The following is an 18,632-nucleotide window of genomic DNA, read 5'->3' on the forward strand; positions in this document are numbered from 1 at the left end:
GAATGACCATGCCGAATCTCAATGACATTCTGATCATGCTGCCGGAGTTGTACCTGGTGGCGGCGGCGTGCCTGCTGTTGCTGCTGGACGCCTTCATGAAGCCCGAGCAGCGCAGCCTGCTGCACTGGCTGTCGATCGCGGTGGTGCTGGTGGCCATCTACCTGGTGATCTCCGGCCAGCCGGAACAGCCGGTGCGCGCCTTCGGCGGCATGTTCGTGCGCGACGGCGTGGCGGAGATCTTGAAGACCTTCGCGCTGCTGTGCGTGGCGCTGGTCTTCGTCTACTCGCGCTCCTACCTGGCCGACCGCAAGCTCTACGTCGGCGAGTTCTACACGCTGATGATCTTCGCGGTGATCGGCGTGATGCTGCTGGTCTCGGCCGGCAACCTGATCACGGTGTACCTGGGCCTGGAGCTGCTGACGCTGTCCTCGTACGCGCTGGTGGCGCTGAACCGCGATTCGAAGCTCTCGTCCGAAGCGGCGGTGAAGTACTTCGTGCTGGGCGCGCTGGCCTCGGGCATGCTGCTGTACGGCATGTCGATGGTCTACGGCGCCACCGCCACGCTGGACCTGGCCACCCTGCACGGCGCCGCCGCGCATACCGGCGTGCCCAACCTGCTGCTGTTCGGCATGATCTTCATGATCATCGGCATCGGCTTCAAGCTGGGCGCTGCGCCGTTCCACATGTGGATTCCGGACGTGTACCAGGGCGCGCCGACCGCGGTGACCATCTTCATCGGTTCCGCGCCGAAGCTGGCCGCGTTCGGCATGGCCTATCGCCTGCTGGAAGCGGGCCTGGGCGACCTGTCGGCGCACTGGCAGCAGATGCTGGCCGCGCTGGCGGTGCTGTCGCTGGCGATCGGCAACCTGGTCGCGATCGTGCAGACCAACCTCAAGCGCCTGCTGGCCTATTCGACCATCTCGCACATGGGCTATCTGCTGCTGGGCCTGGTCAACGCCGGTCCGGAAGGCTATGCATCGGCGCTGTTCTACGCGATCAGCTACGCGCTGATGGGCACCGCGGCCTTCGGCGTGATCATGGCGCTGGCCCGCGCGGGCTTCGAGTGCGAGGAGATCGACGATCTCAAGGGCCTCAACCAGCGTTCGCCGTGGATGGCCTTCCTGATGATGCTGGTGATGTTCTCGCTTGCCGGCGTGCCGCCGCTGTTCGGCTTCTTCGCCAAGTTCCTGGTGCTGCAGTCGGCCATCCATGCCGGCATGCTGTGGCTGGCGATCGTCGGCGCGGTGTTCGCCATCATCGGCCTGTACTACTACCTGCGCGTGGTGAAGGTGATGTACTTCGACGCGCCGGTGGAAGGCACCGAGATCAAGCTGCAGCAGGATCCGGCGCTGCGCCTGGTGCTGTCGCTCAATGCGCTCACCTTGCTGGTGCTGGGCCTGGCCTGGGGTCCGCTGCTGGGCTGGTGCAAGAGCGTGTTCCCCGGTTGATCGATGCGGCGGCCGATGCCGCCGTGTTGATGCGGCAAGCGTGCGATTGAGAAGAGTTGTATGGGGTCGGGTAAGAATTCCGCAAAAAAAGTTTTACGGAATTCGCCTAGAGCCCTTGCAAGAATTCGGCCATCCCGCTATAGTTTCATTTCTCTGGTGCGGGGTGGAGCAGTCTGGCAGCTCGTCGGGCTCATAACCCGAAGGTCGTAGGTTCGAATCCTACCCCCGCTACCAATTATTCGATTCGGCGTCCTCGCAAGAGGGCGCCGAATTTCTTTGAGCGCTCGAAAAACCTCGCTTCGCATTCGCGCGCCGGGCTCAGGCCAGCCCGCGTAAATGTTGCGGAATCGCGTTAATCAGACTATGATTCGTGAACTCTGAGGCGGACAAAGCGGAATAACGAAGCGCTTCCACAGCGCGTCCTAAGTTCCCCCGCTACCGGATCTTTCTTTGAACAAGAAAGCCTCCTCGTGAGGCTTTTTTGTTGGGCGCAAGGATGCGTCGCATAGTCGTCACGCCCGGCTTGCTATTCGTACCGGTTTGCGCGCGCACATGCCCGGAAAGAGCCCCGGAAGAGTCGGGACATCGGCGAGATAAGGGAATGGGCCGTTGGAGCCCATTTTTCGTTTCTGGCGACGGTAAATAGACGGTTTTTATGGACACGCAGGCACTCGCACAACGCTTCACCGAGGTACTGGCCGATCTGGGCCTGAGCTGCCTTGGCGTGGAATTCTCCCCGTCGCAGGGGCAGAGTACCCTGCGCGTTTACCTGGACGTGGAAGGGCGCGAAGTCTCCCTCGACGATTGCGAGGCGGCCAGCCGCGAGCTGTCGGCCATGCTCGACGTGGAAGACCCGATCCCGGGGCATTACCTGCTGGAAGTGTCCTCGCCGGGCATCGACCGCCCGCTGTTCACCGCGGCGCAGTTCGGCAAGGTCGCCGGCCAGGAAGTGAAAGTACTGCTGAAGGCGCCGATCGAAGGGCGCCGCCGCCTGCGCGGCAAGGTCACCGCGGTGGAAGGCGAGCGCATTTCGCTGGAAGCCGAGGGGAAAGTGTTCGAGTTCGATCACGACGCGGTGGAAAGCGCGCGCGTGGTGCCGGATTGGGCAGCGCTCGGCTACGTGCCGCAGCCCAAGCCCGGCAAGAAGCCGGTCAAGAAGACCAAGTAATCCATCAGAGCGAGCGGGCGACGGAAAGGCGTCCACGGAGTTGCTGCAATGAGCAAAGAACTGTTGCTGGTCGTCGACGCGGTTGCCAATGAAAAGGGCGTGCCGCGCGAAGTGATCTTCCAGGCGATGGAGGCCGCGCTGGCCTCGGCCGCCAAGAAGCGCTACCCCGACGAGGATCCGAACATCCGCGTGAGCATCGACCGCCAGAACGGCGAGTACGAGACCTTCCGCCGCTGGGAAATCATCGCCGACGACGGCGAGATGGAATCGCCCTATCACCAGCTGCGCCTGATGGACGCGGTCGACGAGCGCGAGGACGCGCAGGTCGGCGAGTACATCGAGACGCAGATCGAGAACGCCGAATTCGGCCGCATCGCCGCGCAGGCCGCCAAGCAGGTGATCGTGCAGCGCGTGCGCGAAGCCGAGCGCCAGCAGGTGGTGGACGCCTACACCGACCGCGTGGGCGAGCTGATCACCGGCATCGTCAAGCGCGTCGAGCGCGGCAACGTCTATCTGGACCTGGGCGGCAACGCCGAGGCCTTCATCCCGCGCGACAAGACCATCCCGCGCGAATCGCACCGCGTCGGCGACCGCGTGCGCGGCTATCTGTTCGAAGTGAAGTCGGAAATCCGCGGCCCGCAGCTGTTCGTCTCGCGCGCGGCGCCGGAATTCATGATCGAGCTGTTCAAGCTCGAAGTGCCGGAAGTCGGCCAGGGCCTGGTCGAGATCAAGGGCTGCGCCCGCGATCCGGGCGACCGCGCCAAGATCGCCGTGGTGGCCCATGACAGCCGCACCGATCCCATCGGCGCCTGCATCGGCATGCGCGGTTCGCGCGTGCAGGCGGTGTCCAACGAGCTCAACGGCGAGCGCGTGGACATCATCACCTGGGCCGACAACCAGGCCCAGTACGTGATCAACGCGATGGCGCCGGCGGAAGTGCAGTCCATCATCATGGACGAGGAAAAGCACTCCATGGACATCGCGGTGGCCGAGGAGAAGCTCTCCCAGGCCATCGGCCGCGGCGGCCAGAACGTGCGCCTGGCCAGCAAGCTCACCGGCTGGCAGCTCAACGTGATGACGCAGGACCAGGTCGCCGCCAAGAGCGAGGCCGAACAGGAGGCCGCGCGCCAGCTGTTCATGGAAAAGCTCGAGGTGGACCAGGAGATCGCCAACATCCTGGTGCAGGAAGGCTTCTCCACGGTCGAGGAAATCGCCTACGTGCCCAGCGCCGAGCTGCTGGCGGTGGAAGGCTTCGACGAGGACATCGTCGAGGAACTGCGCGCCCGCGCCCGCGACGCCCTGCTGACCGAGGCGCTGGCGGTGGAAGAGGGCGTGAACGAGCCTTCGGAAGAGCTGCTGGCGCTGCCGGGCATGAGCGAGTCGATCGCCTATGCGCTGGCCGAGCGCGAAGTGGTGTCGCTGGACGATCTGGCCGACCTCGCGGTCGACGACCTGATCGATATCGAAGGCGTGGACGAAGACCTCGCCGCCAAGCTGATCATGGAAGCGCGCAAGCCCATGATCGAGCGGCTGGAGAGGGGCGGCTAACCGCGGACGGCCGCGCCCGGGATGGGCGCGCCGAGGGAAGCCTTGAATGGCTTCCACCACGGATGGCGGTATCCGGGCGGCCTTCGGTCGCACGGGGTATGCGCGGGAACGGCGGAGAAAGAACACGATGTCGGACGTAACGATCAAACAACTTGCCAAGGTACTTGGCCTACCGGTGGACAGGCTGCTCGGGCAGCTTGCCGAAGCCGGCATGAAATTCTCCGATCCGGAGCAGGTCATCAGCAGCACCGAGAAGGTGAAGCTGCTCGGATTCCTGCGCCGCACGCACGGCAAGAGCGAGGAGACCGCGGAAGCGGAAGACAGCTCGCCGCGCCAGATCACGCTCAAGCGCCGCAAGGTGAGCGAGCTGAAGGTCTCCACGCCCGGTGCCCGCGGTGCCGGCGGCGCCAAGACGGTGAACGTGGAAGTGCGCGCCAAGCGCACCTACGTCAAGCGCAGCGTCATCGCTGAAGAAGCCAGCGCCGACCACGAGCGCGAGGACGCCCTGCGCAAGCTGCAGGAGTCCGCGCAGCAGCGCGAGCACGAGGAAACCGAGCGCGTCGACGCCGAGCGCCGCCGCCAGGACGAAGTGCGCGAGCGCGAGGAAGCCGAGCTGCGCCGCCAGGAAGAAGCCGAGCAGCGCCGCCTGCAGGCCGAGGCGGAAGCCGAAGCCGCACGCGAAGCCGCCGCTGCGGCCGCCGTCGAGCGCGAAGAGGTGCAGGTGCAGGAGCCGCCGCAGGCCGTTCCCGAGCCGCAGGTGCAGGCGCAGGAAAAGACGGCCGCCGCGCCGGCTGTGTCGTCCGTGCAGAAGATCGATCCGAAGGCGCTGGGCATGATCCTGCCGCGCATTCACGAACCGCGCCGTCGCGAGAAGCCGGTGGCTCCTCCCGTGGCTGCGCCGGCACCGGCGCCCGCTGCCGCTCCCGGCCGCCCCTCGGCTCCGGCCGCGGGCCGTCCTCCGGCGGCTGGCGCCGCTCCCGCGCCGGCTGGCGCCACCGACGCGCGCAACAAGGCGCGTCCGGGCGGCCGCGACCGCGACGAAGGCCCGGGCGGCAAGCGTTTCGCCGCCGGCGAATTGCATCTGTCCGAAGCCGACCGCGCCCGCCGCAACAAGCGCGGCAAGCCGGGCCGGCCGGGCCGCAACGAGCCCGTGCGTGGCGGCTCGTCGGCCTCCAGCTCCGGTCCGCACGGCTTCTCCCGCCCGACCGCACCGGTGGTGCGCGAAGTGGTGGTGGGCGACGCCAACGTGGTCGCCGACCTGGCCCAGAAGATGGCGGTCAAGGGTTCGGAAGTGGTCAAGGCGCTCTTCAAGATGGGCGTGATGGCCACCATCAACCAGACCATCGACCACGACACCGCCGTGCTGGTGATCGAGGAGCTCGGCCACACGGCCGTGGCCGCGAGCGAGAACAACGCCGAGGCCGCGCTGGCCGCGCACACCCAGAACGCCGAGCTCGAGGGCGAGAAGAAGCCGCGTCCGCCGGTGGTCACCATCATGGGCCACGTCGACCACGGCAAGACCTCGACGCTGGACTACATCCGCCGCACCAAGGTCGCCTCGGGCGAAGCCGGCGGCATCACCCAGCACATCGGCGCGTACCACGTGGAAACGCCCAAGGGCGTGATCACCTTCCTGGATACCCCGGGCCACGCGGCGTTCACCTCGATGCGCGCCCGCGGCGCCCAGTCCACCGACATCGTGGTGCTGGTGGTGGCGGCCGACGACGGCGTCATGCCGCAGACGGCCGAAGCCGTTCAGCACGCGCGTGCGGCGAAGGTGCCGCTGATCGTGGCGCTCAACAAGATGGACAAGTCGGACGCCAACCCCGACCACGTCAAGCAAGGCCTCGGCAACCTGGAAGTCATTCCGGAAGAGTGGGGTGGCGACACCCCGTTCGTGCCGATCTCGGCCAAGACCGGCATGGGCATCGACGACCTGCTCGACGCGATCCTGGTGCAGGCCGAAGTGATGGAGCTGACGGCCGTGGAAGACGGCCCGGCGTCGGGCGTGGTGATCGAATCCAGCCTCGACCGCGGCCGCGGCCCGGTGGCGACGGTGCTGGTGCAGCAGGGCACGCTCAAGCGCGGCGACTTCGTGGTCTGCGGCATCGAGTACGGCCGCATGCGCGCGCTGATCGACGAGAACGGCAAGACCGTGCAGGAAGCCGGCCCGTCGATTCCGGTGCAGGTGCTGGGCCTGTCCGGCGTGCCGGAATCCGGCGACGACTTCGTGGTGGTGGCGGACGAGCGCCTGGCCCGCGAAGTGGCTGCCGAGCGCCAGCTCAAGCGCCGCGAAACGCGCATGGTCAGCAAGGCCAACCGCCTCGAGGACATCATGGCCCAGATGGGCCAGGGCGCCGAGCAGCAGACCCTCAACATCCTGGTCAAGGCCGATGTGCAGGGTTCGGTGCAGGCGCTGCGCGAATCGCTCAGCTCGATCGGCAACGAGAATGTGAAGGTCAACGTGATCGCGGCCGGCGTCGGCGGCATCACCGAGTCCGACGCCACCCTCGCGGCGGCGTCCAAGGCGCTGGTGATCGGCTTCAACGTGCGTGCCGATGCCTCGGCCCGCAAGGTGATCGATACCGCCGGCCTGGACGTGCGCTACTTCTCGATCATCTACGACGTGATCGACCAGGTGAAACAGGCCGCTTCGGGCCTGCTGGGCAAGGAAGTGCGCGAGGAGATCATCGGCATCGCCCAGGTGCGCGAGGTGTTCCGCAGCTCCAAGTTCGGCGCGGTCGCCGGCTGCATGGTCACCGAGGGCACGGTCAAGCGCAGCAAGCCGATCCGCGTGCTGCGCGACAACACGGTGGTGTTCCAGGGCGAACTGGAATCGCTGCGCCGCTTCAAGGACCTGGTCGACGAAGTGCGCAACGGCATGGAATGCGGTATCGCCGTGAAGCAGTACAACGACGTGAAGGTCGGCGACCAGATCGAGTGCTTCGAGCGCATCGAAGTGGCCCGCACGCTGTAAGCCGGGCAGGGGGCGTACGCTCCCCGTTCCGACGGAATCGGAGCCCGGACAGTCCTGTCCGGGCTTCGGCGTTTTTCGTATCGGCGCTGTCCGGCATCCGGGCGGCGCGCCATCGGCCGCGAATGGCGGCCGTCTCAAGGAGGCTATATGCCCTCGCGCGATTTCAAGCGTACCGACCGCGTCGGCGCCGAGCTGCGCCGTGAACTGGGCCTGCTGGTCCACGCCGCCGTGCGCGACCACGGCCTGCCCTCGGTGAGCGTCTCGGACGTGGAAGTGACCCGCGACCTGGATTGGGCCTCGGTGTGGGTGACCGCGCTGCTGCCGGAACAGTCCAAGGACGCCGTGAAGGCGCTGAACGAGCTGGCGGTGGAATTCCGCCGTTCGCTCTCGCGCAGCATGCGCATCCGCCGCGTGCCGGAGCTGCGCTTCAAGTACGACGATTCGGTGGACAAGGGCGAGCGCATCGAGGCGCTGCTGCGCGAGCAGGCCCGCGACCTGGCCCCGGCCAAGGACGACGCCGCCAAGGCCGACGGCGAGGACTGATGCGCCGCAGCCGCTTCCGCGACCTGCACGGCCTGCTGCTGCTGGACAAGCCGCTGGGCCTGAGTTCCAACCAGGCCCTGCAGAAGGTCCGCCACCGGCTGCGCGCCGAGAAGGGCGGCCACACCGGGGCATTGGACCCGCTGGCCACCGGCCTGCTGCCGCTGTGCTTCGGCGAGGCCACCAAGATCGCCGGCAGCCTGCTCGGCTCGCGCAAGGCCTATCGCGCCCAGGTGCGCCTGGGCGCCACCACCGCCACGGCCGACCTGGAAGGCGCGGTGGTGCGGGAACGCCCCGTGCCGCCGCTGGACGAAGCCATGCTGGAAGCGGCCCTGGCCGGCCTGCGCGGGCGCATCGTGCAGATTCCGCCGGTGTACTCGGCGCTGAAACAGGGCGGCGAGCCGCTGTATGTGAAGGCGCGCCGCGGCGAGGACGTGCAGGCGCCGCCCCGCGAAGTGGACATCTTCAGGCTGGAGCTGCTGTCACGCACCGCCGACACGCTGGAGCTGGAAGTGGAATGCGGCTCCGGCACCTATATCCGCAGCCTCGCCGTGGACCTGGGCGAGGCGCTGGGCTGCGGCGCCCATCTCACGGCGCTGCGCCGGCTGTGGGTCGAACCGTTCCGGGCGCCGGCCATGGTCGGCCTGGATCAGCTCGACGCCGCGGCGGAGCAGGGCGAGGCCGCCATGGACGCCCTGCTGCTGCCGGTCGCCGCCGGCCTGGCCGGCTGGCCGGCGCTGGCCCTGGACGAGGCGCAGAGCCATGCCGTGACCCGCGGCCAGCGCATTCAGCTTGCCGGCCATGCGGCCGGCGCCTATGCCGCGTTCGCCCCGGACGGGCGCCCGGTGGCGCTGTGCGAGCTGGACGCGGACGGCCTGTTGCGCATCCAGCGCGGCTTCAATCTGCCGCCGGCGGCGCAAACGGCATGAGAGCGCCATCGGCGCACTTGTCATGCTCTTGTTGTAATGAGCATCGGCCGGCTAGAATATCCCGCTTGTTCCAGAGCTTTATCCATCCATCCGAAGCTTGCGCAACGTCATCGACGGTGACGTTGCGCAAGCTTCGCACCCGCTTTTGAGGAAGAGAGACCCATGTCCCTTACTGCAGAACAGACCGGCAAGATCATTGCTGAATACGGCCGCGTGCCGAACGACACCGGTTCGCCGGAAGTCCAGGTGGCCCTGCTGTCGGCCCGCATCGCCCACCTGACCGACCACTTCAAGACCCACAAGCAGGACCACCACTCGCGTCGCGGCCTGCTCAAGCTGGTCAACCAGCGCAAGCGCCTGCTGAGCTACCTCCAGGCCAGCGACGTGACCCGCTACCAGAGCCTGATCGAACGCCTCGGCCTCCGCCGTTAATCGACTCCAAGGACTAACGACGTGGCGAAAGTAACCAAGTCATTCCAGTACGGTAATCACACGGTCACACTGGAGACGGGCGAAATCGCCCGCCAGGCGTCCGGCGCCGTCATGGTCAGCATGGACGGCACCGTGGTGCTGGTCACCGCGGTGGCCGCGGCCAAGGCGAAGGAAGGTCAGGACTTCTTCCCGCTCACCGTGGATTACGTCGAGAAGTTCTACTCGGCCGGCCGCATCCCCGGTGGCTTCTTCAAGCGCGAAGGCCGCCCGACCGAGAAGGAGACGCTGACCTCGCGCCTCATCGACCGTCCGGTGCGCCCGCTGTTCCCGGAAGAGTTCAAGAACGAAGTGCAGATCATCGCGCAGGTGGTCTCGCTCAATCCGGAAGTCGACGGCGACATCCCGGCCATGCTGGGCGCGTCCGCCGCGCTGAGCCTCGCCGGCATCCCCTTCAAGGGTCCGATCGCCGCCGCCCGCGTCGGCTACACCAACGGCCAGTACGTGCTGAACCCGACCGCCACCGAGCTGAAGAGCTCGGACCTGGACCTGGTCGTGGCCGGCACCACCAACGCCGTGCTGATGGTGGAATCCGAAGCCAAGCTGCTCAGCGAAGAAGTCATGCTGGGCGCCGTGGTGTTCGGCCACCAGCAGATGCAGACCGCGATCCGCGCCATTGCGGAACTGGCCACCGAGGCCGCCCGCCCGTCGATGGACTGGCAGCCGCCGGCCCGTAACGAGGCCCTGGCCGCCGCCGTGCGCGGCGCCGTCGGCAGCAAGCTGGACGAGGCCTTCCAGGTCAAGGACAAGCTGCAGCGCCGCGACGCTATCGCCGCCATCAAGGCGGACGTGATCGCCTCGCTCAAGGCCCAGGCCGAAGAGCACGCCTGGCCGGCCGCCGAGCTGGCGAAGGAATTCGGCGAGCTCGAATACCGCACCATGCGCGACAGCGTGCTGAAGACCAAGGTCCGCATCGACGGCCGCCAGCTGGACGACGTGCGCCCGATCACCGTCCGCGTCGGCGTGCTGCCGCGCACCCACGGCTCGGCGCTGTTCACCCGCGGCGAGACGCAGGCCCTGGTCGTGGCCACGCTGGGCACCACCCGCGACGCGCAGATCATCGACGCGCCGGAAGGCGAGTCGAAGGATCCGTTCCTGTTCCACTACAACTTCCCGCCGTTCTCGGTGGGCGAGGCCGGCCGCTTCGGCGCGCCGAAGCGCCGCGAGATCGGCCACGGCCGCCTCGCCAAGCGCGGCGTGCAGGCGGTCAAGCCCTCGATCGAGGAATTCCCGTACGTGCTGCGCGTGGTCTCCGAGATCACCGAGTCGAACGGTTCCTCCTCGATGGCCTCGGTGTGCGGTTCCTCGCTGGCCATGATGGACGCCGGCGTGCCGCTCAAGGCTCCGGTGGCGGGCATCGCCATGGGCCTGGTGAAGGAAGGCAACGACTACGTCGTGCTGTCCGACATCCTGGGCGACGAAGACCACCTCGGCGACATGGACTTCAAGGTGGCCGGCAGCGCCAACGGCGTGTCCGCGCTGCAGATGGACATCAAGATCGACGGCATCACCGAAGAGATCATGAAGGTGGCGCTGGAGCAGGCCAAGCGTGGCCGCCTGCACATCCTGGGCGAAATGGCCAAGGTGATCAGCGAGCCGCGTTCGGAGATGAGCGAGTACGCCCCGCGCCTGCTCACCATCAAGATCCATCCTGACAAGATCCGCGAAGTCATCGGCAAGGGCGGCGCCACCATCCGCTCGATCACCGAAGAGACCGGCACCACCATCGACATCAGCGACGACGGCACCGTCATCATCGCCTCGGTCAACCGCCTGGCGGCCGACGAAGCGAAGAAGCGCATCGAGCAGATCGTCTCCGACGTCGAGCCGGGCCGCATCTACGAGGGCAAGGTCGCCAAGCTGATGGACTTCGGCGCATTCGTCACGATCCTGCCGGGCAAGGACGGCCTCGTCCACGTTTCGCAGATCTCCAACGAGCGCGTGGAGAAGGTCTCCGACAAGCTGAAGGAAGGCGACATCGTCAAGGTCAAGGTGCTGGAAGTGGACAAGCAGGGGCGTATTCGCCTGTCCATGAAGGCGGTGACTGAGGAAGAGGGCGCCTGAGGCGCTCTCTGCAGGCAGGTTGAAGAAAGCCCGGCTTATCGCCGGGCTTTTTTTTGCTCGTCATCCCGGCGTAGGCCGGGATCCAGTGGCGATATCGCTTGGTTGTTGCGTTGACGCGTATGGGTCTCGCCTTTGGCGAGGGTTTCGCCCCGCTGCCGCGGGGCGAGTTACTTTTTCTCTGCGTGCCCAGAGAAAAAGTAACCAAAAAGAGAGGGCACCCTGCTTGGCGCCCTCAGCAGCTGCGCTGCTGAGGGTCCGTGAGGGCTGGCCGGGCTTTTTGACAGGGCATCCATGCCCTGATCAAAAAGGCGGGGACGTCCTGTCCCCGCCCCCCTTGCGGGGGCCTTTTCGTCCAGCCCTCACCGCCGGCGCCAAGGGGACCCGGTAGATCAAGAGCCAAAGCGTGCAAGCGGAACGCTGCGGCTGCGCCGCATGCTCTTCGCTCGATTTTCGCGCCACCCTGCATCCCCCTCTCCCCTCCGGGGAGAGGGCCGGGGTGAGGGGGCGGGCGGAGCGCAAGAGTGATGCGCACCATTCCGCCAAAACGCTCATCCAGCGCCCTCCACTTTTTTGCGCAACAGTGGCGTGAGGTGGCTTTTGCTACGATGCCCAGAGCGCAAACGAGGATGCGGGCATGAGCGATCACGCCAACGATGTGATGAAGCAATACCAGGCCTGGGCGCAGCAATCCTGGGACGCATGGATGCAATCGCTGCAGCGGCCCGCGTCGCCGTTCGCGCCGGTGCCCGCGGCTTCCGACGACCTGCTGTCGCGCGCCATGGGTGGCCTGAAAAGCTATGCCGACTGGATGCAGGCGGCCGCCACCAGCGGCATCGCGGGGCAGGGGCCGGACGACTGGCAGCAGGCGCTGCGCCAGCTGTTCATGGGGCAGCCGGTGGCGGGTGCGGCCGCCATGGGGCAGGGCTTCATGGGCAATCCGTTCGCCGGCATCAACCAGCCGTTCGCGCAGGCTTTCGCCGGCATCGACAATGCCGCCGCGCACGGTTTCGCCCAGCAATGGCAGAGCTGGCTGCAGGCCGCGCAGCCGCAGGCCGGCGCCTGGGGCGCGGGCCTGGGCGACACGCCGGCGTTTGGCTATACGCGCGAACGCCAGATGCAGCAGCAGGCGCTGCTCGAAGCCATGCGCGAATACGCCGAGGCTTCGTCGCGCTACAACACGCTGATCCTGCGCGCCAACGCCGACGGCTTCGAACGCCTGCGCGAAAAGCTCACGCAGATGACCGAGCCGGCGCGCCAGGTCGATTCGCTCAAGGCGCTGTACGACCTGTGGGTCGACGCCGCCGAAGAAGCCTATGCGCAGATCGCGCTGTCGGACGAATTCCGCGAAGCCTACGGCGCCATGGTCAACACGCAGATGCAGGTGCGCCAGCGCCAGCAGCGCCAGACCGACGCCTGGTGCCGCGAACTGGGCATGCCCACGCGCGGCGAAGTCGATTCGCTGGGCAAGCGCGTGCAGGAACTGCGCCGCGAACTGCGCGCAAGCTCCGCTGGCAAGGCGCCGCGCGCCGCCGCGCCGGACGCGGAACTGGACGCGCTGCGCAACGAAGTAGCCGCACTGAAGCGCAAGCTCGCCGGCCGCCCCGAAGCCGGCCACGCGCCGAAGAAAGTGCTGTCCGAATCGCTGGGCGCCGAGGCGGAAAGCAAACGCAAGCCGCCTGCCGCCCGCCGCACCGCCAAGACCGCGCCCGCGCGCGGCACGCAACGCACGCGCAAGTGAAGGACTGACGCATGTTCACCCCTCTACGCATCGATCCGGCCAAGCTCCTCGGCGAAGTCGCCGCCTTCCAGCGCAAGCTCGCCGCGGGCGTGGAAAGCCTGCGCGGCATGCACGAACCCGAATACGCCAACACGCCGCGCGAAGCCGTCTATCGCGAGGACAAGCTCACGGTCTGGCATATGAAGGGCAACGGCAAGCCCACCTCGAAGACGCCGCTGCTGATCGTCTACGCCCTGGTCAACACGGTGTGGATGACCGACCTGCAGGCCGACCGCTCGCTGGTGCGCAATCTGCTGGAGCAGGGCGAAGACGTGTACCTGATCGACTGGGGCTATCCGGACGGCGCCGATCGCTGGCTCACCCTGGACGACTACCTCAACGGCTATCTCGACCGCTGCGTCGACGCGGTGCGCGCGCGCCACGGCCTGGATGCGGTCAATCTGCTCGGCATCTGCCAGGGCGGCGCGTTCTCGCTGTGCTACACGGCGATGCATCCGGAGAAAGTGCGGAACCTCGTGACCATGGTCACGCCGGTGGACTACCACACGCCGGACAACATGCTGTCGCACTGGGTGCAGAACCTGGACGTGGACCTGTTCGTCGACACACTGGGCAATATCCCCGCCGAGCTGATGAACTACGTCTACCTCACGCTCAAGCCCGTGCGGCTCAACCAGCAGAAATACGTGTCGATGGTCGACCTGCTGGACAACCGCAAGGAGATGGAAAATTTCCTGCGCATGGAACGCTGGATCTTCGACTCGCCCGACCAGGCCGGCGAAGCGTTCCGGCAGTTCATCAAGGATTTCTACCAGGGCAACAAGCTGGTCAAGGGCACGCTCACCATCGGCGACAAGCCGGTGGATCTGGGCATGGTCACCCAGCCGGTGCTGAACATCTTCGCCGAGCAGGACCACCTCGTGCCGCCGGACGCCTCGCGCGCGCTGGGCAAGCACGTGGGCACCACCGACTACACCCAGCTCGCCTTCAAGGGTGGGCATATCGGCATCTACGTTTCCGGACGCGCGCAGCGCGAAGTGCCGCCGGCCATCCACCAGTGGCTGCGTTCCAGGGATTGAGTTCCAGCACAAGGAGAACACCATGAATACCGACAAGCGCCTCGTCCGTTCCAGCAGCCAGAAGATGATCGCCGGCGTGTGCGGCGGCGTCGCCCAATACCTGGGCTGGGACGTCACCATCGTGCGCCTGCTATGGATCGTCCTGACCCTGGCCGGCGGCTCCGGTATCCTTATCTATCTGATCCTGTGGCTGGTGATGCCGCAGGACGTCTAAGCGGCCGAACCCCGAAGCCGCCGGCATGCGCAAGCCGCGCATGCCGCATCGTTTGAGCGAATCCATGAGCATCGACTACGACCGTTACGACCGCATCCGTGCCGTGCAATGGCAGGGCGACCATCTGCGCCTGCTCGACCAGCGCCTGCTGCCGCGCGCGGAGGAGTGGATCGACTGCCGCGACGCCGCGCAGGTGACCCAGGCCATCCGCGACCTGGCCGTACGCGGCGCGCCGGCCATCGGTATCGCCGCCGCCTGGGGCGTGGTGCTGGCGGCGCAGCAGGGCGCGCCGCTCGAGCCGGCCCTGGCCATGCTGCGCGCCGCCCGCCCGACCGCGGTGAACCTGATGTGGGCGCTGGACCGCATGAAGGCGCGCATCACGGCCGGTGCCGACGCCGCCGCGCTGGAGCGCGAAGCGCAGGCGATCCAGGACGAGGATCTGGCCGCCAACCGCCATATGGGCGAGCTCGGCGCCGCGCTCATTGCACCGGGTTCCGGTGTGCTCACCCATTGCAATACCGGCTCGCTCGCCACCGCGGGTTTCGGCACCGCGCTGGGCGTGATCCGCGCCGGCGTCAGCGCCGGCCGTATCGACGAGGTCTATGCCGGCGAGACGCGGCCGTGGCAGCAGGGCGCGCGCCTGACCATGTGGGAGCTGGTGCGCGACGGCGTGCCCGCGCGCCTGATCGCCGACTCCGCCGCCGCGCATCTGATGCGCTCCGGCGCGGTGCAGTGGGTGATCGTAGGCGCCGACCGCATCGCCGCCAACGGCGACACCGCCAACAAGATCGGCACCTACCAGCTGGCCATCGCCGCGCGCCATCACGGCGTGAAGTTCATGGTGGTGGCGCCGTCGTCCACCGTCGACATGGCCACGCCCTCGGGCGAGGCGATCGAGATCGAGCTGCGCGATCCGGCGGAACTGCTGGCCGTGGCCGGGCAGCGCACCGTGGTCGAGGGCGCGCAGGCGTGGAACCCGGTGTTCGACGTGACGCCGGCCGGGCTGATCGACGCCATCGTCACCGAGCGCGGGGTGATCGAGCACCCGAACGCGCTGGCCATGCAGGCGATGTTCGGTTCATGAGGCACGGCTCATACGGGGCCGGCCCATGAGGCTGCGCCGCGAAGCGGGCCTGTTCTTCGTCGGCGGCGTGATCGGCTTCATCGTCGATGCCGGCGGCGTGCAGGCCCTGGTCTCGCTGGCCGGCGCCAACGCCTATGTGGCGCGCGTGCCGTCCTTCCTGCTCGCGGCCACGGCGACCTGGTGGTGGAACCGCCGCTACACCTTCGCCCACCGCGCCAGCGGGCAGCCGCTGCACCTGGAATGGCTGCGCTGGATGGGCCTGATGACCGCCGGCGCGCTGATCAACTACGCCACCTACGCGCTGATGCTGGTCGGTTTTCCGGCCCTGCACCGCTGGCCGGCGGTAGCCGTGCTGGCCGGTTCGGCGGTGGCTGCGCTGGTCAATTTCTCGACAGCGCGCGGGGTGCTTTTCAAAGGCTCCAAAAGCTCTGCGTAAGCCATTGATTCCATTCATCAAAATACTGTCGTTTCGATAGTATTTCTGCTATACTTCAAAGGCTATATCCGGGACCGCTGCACGCGCGGCTGAAGCTCGCGCGCCACGGCCCTTTTTCTTCATCCAGGGAAGCCGATTGATGGCAGAACTCGCCAAAGAAATCATCCGCGTCAACATCGAAGACGAGATGCGCCAGAGCTACCTCGACTACGCCATGAGCGTGATCGTGGGCCGCGCCCTGCCGGACGTGCGCGATGGCCTCAAGCCCGTGCATCGCCGCGTGCTGTACGCGATGAACGAACTGAGCAACGCCTGGAACAAGCCCTACAAGAAGTCGGCCCGCGTGGTCGGCGACGTGATCGGTAAATACCATCCGCACGGCGATGCCTCGGTCTACGACGCCATCGTGCGCATGGCCCAGCCGTTCTCGCTGCGCTACATGCTGGTCGACGGCCAGGGCAACTTCGGTTCGGTCGACGGCGACAACGCCGCGGCCATGCGCTACACCGAGGTGCGCATGTCGCGCCTCACCCACGAGCTGCTGGCCGACATCGACAAGGAAACCGTCGACTTCGGCCCCAACTACGACGAGAGCGAAAGCGAGCCGCTGGTGCTGCCCACCCGCGTGCCGAACCTGCTCGTCAACGGCTCCGCCGGCATCGCGGTGGGCATGGCCACCAACGTGCCGCCGCACAACCTCAACGAGGTGGTGGCCGCCACCATCGGCCTGATCGACGACCCGTCGCTGTCGGTCGACGACCTGATGCAGTACATCCCCGGCCCGGATTTCCCCACCGCCGGCATCATCAACGGCTCCTCCGGCATCGTCGAGGCCTACCGCACCGGCCGCGGCCGCATCCTGGTGCGCGCCCGGACCGAGATCGAGACCGAATCCAACGGCCGCGAGACGATCATCGTCAGCGAGCTGCCGTACCAGGTGAACAAGGCGCGCCTGATCGAGAAGATCGCCGAGCTGGTCAAGGAAAAGAAGCTCGAAGGCATCAGCGAGCTGCGCGACGAGTCCGACAAGGACGGCATGCGCGTGGTGATCGAGATCCGCCGCGACTCGATGGCCGACGTGGTGCTCAACAACCTGTTCCAGCAGACCCAGTTGCAGGTCACCTTCGGCATCAACATGGTGGCCCTGCTGGACGGCCAGCCGCGCCTGCTGAACCTCAAGGATATCCTCGAGGCCTTCATCCGCCACCGCCGCGAGGTGGTCACCCGCCGCACCATCTTCGAACTGCGCAAGGCCCGCGCCCGCGCCCACATCCTCGAAGGCCTCACCGTCGCGCTGGCCAATATCGACGCGATGATCGAGCTGATCCGCAGCTCCGCCTCGCCGCAGGAAGCGCGCGAGCGCATGCTGGCGCGCAAGTGGGAGCCGGGCATGGTCTCGGCCCTGCTGGGCGCGTCCGGCGCCGATGCCTCGCGTCCGGAAGACCTCGACCCGCGCGACGGCCTCAAGGCCGACGGCTACCAGCTTTCGGACGTGCAGGCCCAGGAAATCCTGGCCATGCGCCTGCACCGCCTGACCGGCCTGGAGCAGGAAAAACTCTCCGACGAGTACCGCGAGATCCTGGCCACCATCCGCGGCCTGATCGAGATCCTGGAAGACCCGGCCCGCCTGCTGGCGGTGATCCGCGCCGAGCTCGAAGTGGTCAAGGAAGAATTCGGCGACAAGCGCCGCACCGAGATCCAGCATTCGCAGGAAGACCTCAACGTCCTCGACCTGATCGCGCCGGAAGACGTCGTGGTCACGCTGTCGCACACCGGCTACGTCAAGCGCCAGCCGGCCAGCACTTATCGTGCCCAACGGCGCGGCGGCAAGGGCCGCTCGGCCTCGGCGCTGAAGGACGAGGATTTCGTCGAGCAGCTGTGGGTGGTCAATACCCACGACACCCTGCTCACCTTCACCAGCACCGGCCGCGTGTACTGGCTCAACGTGTACCAGATGCCGGAATCGGGCCCCAACGCCCGCGGCAAGCCGATGGTCAACCTGCTGCCGCTCGCCGCCGGCGAGAAGGTGCAGGCGGTGCTGCCGGTGCGCGAATACAGCGACGACTGCTACGTGTTCTTCGCCACCCGCCAGGGCACGGTGAAGAAGACGCCGCTCAACGAGTTCGCCTTCCAGCTGCAGAAGGGCAAGATCGCCATCAACCTCGACGAGGGCGACGCCCTGGTCAACGTGGCGCTCACCAACGGCAACAGCGACGTGCTGCTGTTCGCTTCCAACGGCAAGACGGTGCGCTTCGACGAGGGCGAGGTGCGCTCGATGGGCCGCACCGCCACCGGCGTGCGCGGCATGAAGCTGGCCGACGGCGCCGAAGTGGTGTCGCTGATCGTGGCCGAACCGGAAGGCGACATTCTCACCGCCACCGAACGCGGCTACGGCAAGCGCACCCAGCTGGAGGAATTCCCCAAGAAGGGCCGCGGCACCCAGGGCGTGATCGGCATCCAGTGCTCCGAGCGCAACGGCGGCCTGGTCTCCGCGGTGCAGGTCACCGAGGCGCACGAGCTGATGCTGATCTCCAACCAGGGCACCCTGGTGCGCACCCGCGTGGCGGAAGTCTCGCAGCTCAGCCGCAACACCCAGGGCGTCACCCTGATCAAGCTGCCGGCCGATGAGGCGCTGGTCAGCGTGGTGCGGCTGGATGCGGAGGAGGAGGTTGAGGGTGCGGATGCACCCGATGGCGGGAGCGGCGGCGTGGAGCAGGGTGGTGACGTTGCGGCGCCGGATGCCGGCGATGCGGGCGATGCCGGCGAGCCGACGCCGGAGGAGTGATCGGCGGCTGATTGCTCAGCGCTGATTGATGAGATCCCTCGCCGCACCGCGGCGGGGGATTTTTTTGCTCGTCATTTCGGCGTAGGCCGGGATCCAGTAGCGACTAGGTGGGGTTGTCGCGACTTGGCCGCTT

The 18,632-nt window shown here is 67.1% G+C and carries 14 protein-coding genes and 1 tRNA gene; all 15 read left to right on the forward strand.

Translation table 11 applies throughout. From position 1 onward, the window contains the following. The first annotated feature begins 2 nt into the window (after window positions 1-2). Window positions 3-1,448: an NADH-quinone oxidoreductase subunit NuoN gene (gene nuoN, locus ISN75_RS08960; RefSeq protein ID WP_423385147.1), complete on the forward strand. Its 1,446-nt coding sequence runs from the start codon at window positions 3-5 to the stop codon at window positions 1,446-1,448. Window positions 1,449-1,605: 157 nt separating this feature from the next. Beyond that, a tRNA-Met gene (locus ISN75_RS08965) sits at window positions 1,606-1,682 on the forward strand. 421 nt (window positions 1,683-2,103) lie between these two features. Then, the gene (gene rimP / locus ISN75_RS08970) at window positions 2,104-2,616 is read left to right on the forward strand and encodes a ribosome maturation factor RimP (RefSeq protein ID WP_167257609.1); all 513 of its coding nucleotides are present in this window, start codon (window positions 2,104-2,106) and stop codon (window positions 2,614-2,616) included. 48 nt (window positions 2,617-2,664) lie between these two features. Continuing rightward, window positions 2,665-4,164, forward strand: coding sequence for a transcription termination factor NusA (gene nusA, locus ISN75_RS08975; protein WP_167257610.1), 1,500 nt, complete (start codon window positions 2,665-2,667; stop codon window positions 4,162-4,164). A 127-nt stretch (window positions 4,165-4,291) separates the two neighbouring features. After that, window positions 4,292-7,141 carry a translation initiation factor IF-2 gene (gene infB, locus ISN75_RS08980; protein ID WP_343820183.1) on the forward strand — a complete coding sequence of 950 codons (2,850 nt, stop codon included), beginning with the start codon at window positions 4,292-4,294 and terminating at the stop codon, window positions 7,139-7,141. A 147-nt stretch (window positions 7,142-7,288) separates the two neighbouring features. Next, on the forward strand, window positions 7,289-7,684 hold the full coding sequence (gene rbfA / locus ISN75_RS08985; RefSeq protein WP_168647557.1) for a 30S ribosome-binding factor RbfA: 396 nt from the start codon (window positions 7,289-7,291) through the stop codon (window positions 7,682-7,684). Next, complete coding sequence (truB, locus tag ISN75_RS08990) at window positions 7,684-8,610, forward strand: tRNA pseudouridine(55) synthase TruB (RefSeq protein WP_167257613.1); 927 nt, start codon at window positions 7,684-7,686, stop codon at window positions 8,608-8,610. The genes rbfA and truB overlap by 1 nt, the downstream gene beginning before the upstream one ends. A 162-nt stretch (window positions 8,611-8,772) precedes the next feature. After that, on the forward strand, window positions 8,773-9,042 hold the full coding sequence (rpsO, locus tag ISN75_RS08995) for a 30S ribosomal protein S15 (RefSeq protein WP_167257614.1): 270 nt from the start codon (window positions 8,773-8,775) through the stop codon (window positions 9,040-9,042). 21 nt (window positions 9,043-9,063) lie between these two features. Continuing rightward, on the forward strand, window positions 9,064-11,163 hold the full coding sequence (pnp, locus tag ISN75_RS09000) for a polyribonucleotide nucleotidyltransferase (RefSeq protein WP_167257615.1): 2,100 nt from the start codon (window positions 9,064-9,066) through the stop codon (window positions 11,161-11,163). A 634-nt stretch (window positions 11,164-11,797) separates the two neighbouring features. Beyond that, window positions 11,798-12,901, forward strand: a complete 1,104-nt coding sequence (locus tag ISN75_RS09005) for a poly(R)-hydroxyalkanoic acid synthase subunit PhaE (RefSeq protein WP_343819653.1) — start codon at window positions 11,798-11,800, stop codon at window positions 12,899-12,901. Between the two features lie 11 nt (window positions 12,902-12,912). Further along, entirely contained in the window at window positions 12,913-13,980 is a 1,068-nt protein-coding gene (phaC, locus tag ISN75_RS09010) for a class III poly(R)-hydroxyalkanoic acid synthase subunit PhaC (protein ID WP_167257617.1), read from the forward strand. Between the two features lie 22 nt (window positions 13,981-14,002). Next, window positions 14,003-14,194 carry a PspC domain-containing protein gene (locus ISN75_RS09015; RefSeq protein WP_026634417.1) on the forward strand — a complete coding sequence of 64 codons (192 nt, stop codon included), beginning with the start codon at window positions 14,003-14,005 and terminating at the stop codon, window positions 14,192-14,194. 64 nt (window positions 14,195-14,258) lie between these two features. Further along, window positions 14,259-15,278: an S-methyl-5-thioribose-1-phosphate isomerase gene (mtnA, locus tag ISN75_RS09020; RefSeq protein WP_423385166.1), complete on the forward strand. Its 1,020-nt coding sequence runs from the start codon at window positions 14,259-14,261 to the stop codon at window positions 15,276-15,278. Between the two features lie 25 nt (window positions 15,279-15,303). Continuing rightward, window positions 15,304-15,714: a GtrA family protein gene (locus ISN75_RS09025; RefSeq protein ID WP_167257619.1), complete on the forward strand. Its 411-nt coding sequence runs from the start codon at window positions 15,304-15,306 to the stop codon at window positions 15,712-15,714. 139 nt (window positions 15,715-15,853) lie between these two features. Continuing rightward, window positions 15,854-18,499, forward strand: a complete 2,646-nt coding sequence (gyrA, locus tag ISN75_RS09030; protein ID WP_167257620.1) for a DNA gyrase subunit A — start codon at window positions 15,854-15,856, stop codon at window positions 18,497-18,499. Window positions 18,500-18,632: the final 133 nt, after the last annotated feature.

It is taken from the genome of Dyella marensis, assembly GCF_049532885.1.
Classification (GTDB): domain Bacteria; phylum Pseudomonadota; class Gammaproteobacteria; order Xanthomonadales; family Rhodanobacteraceae; genus Dyella_D; species Dyella_D marensis.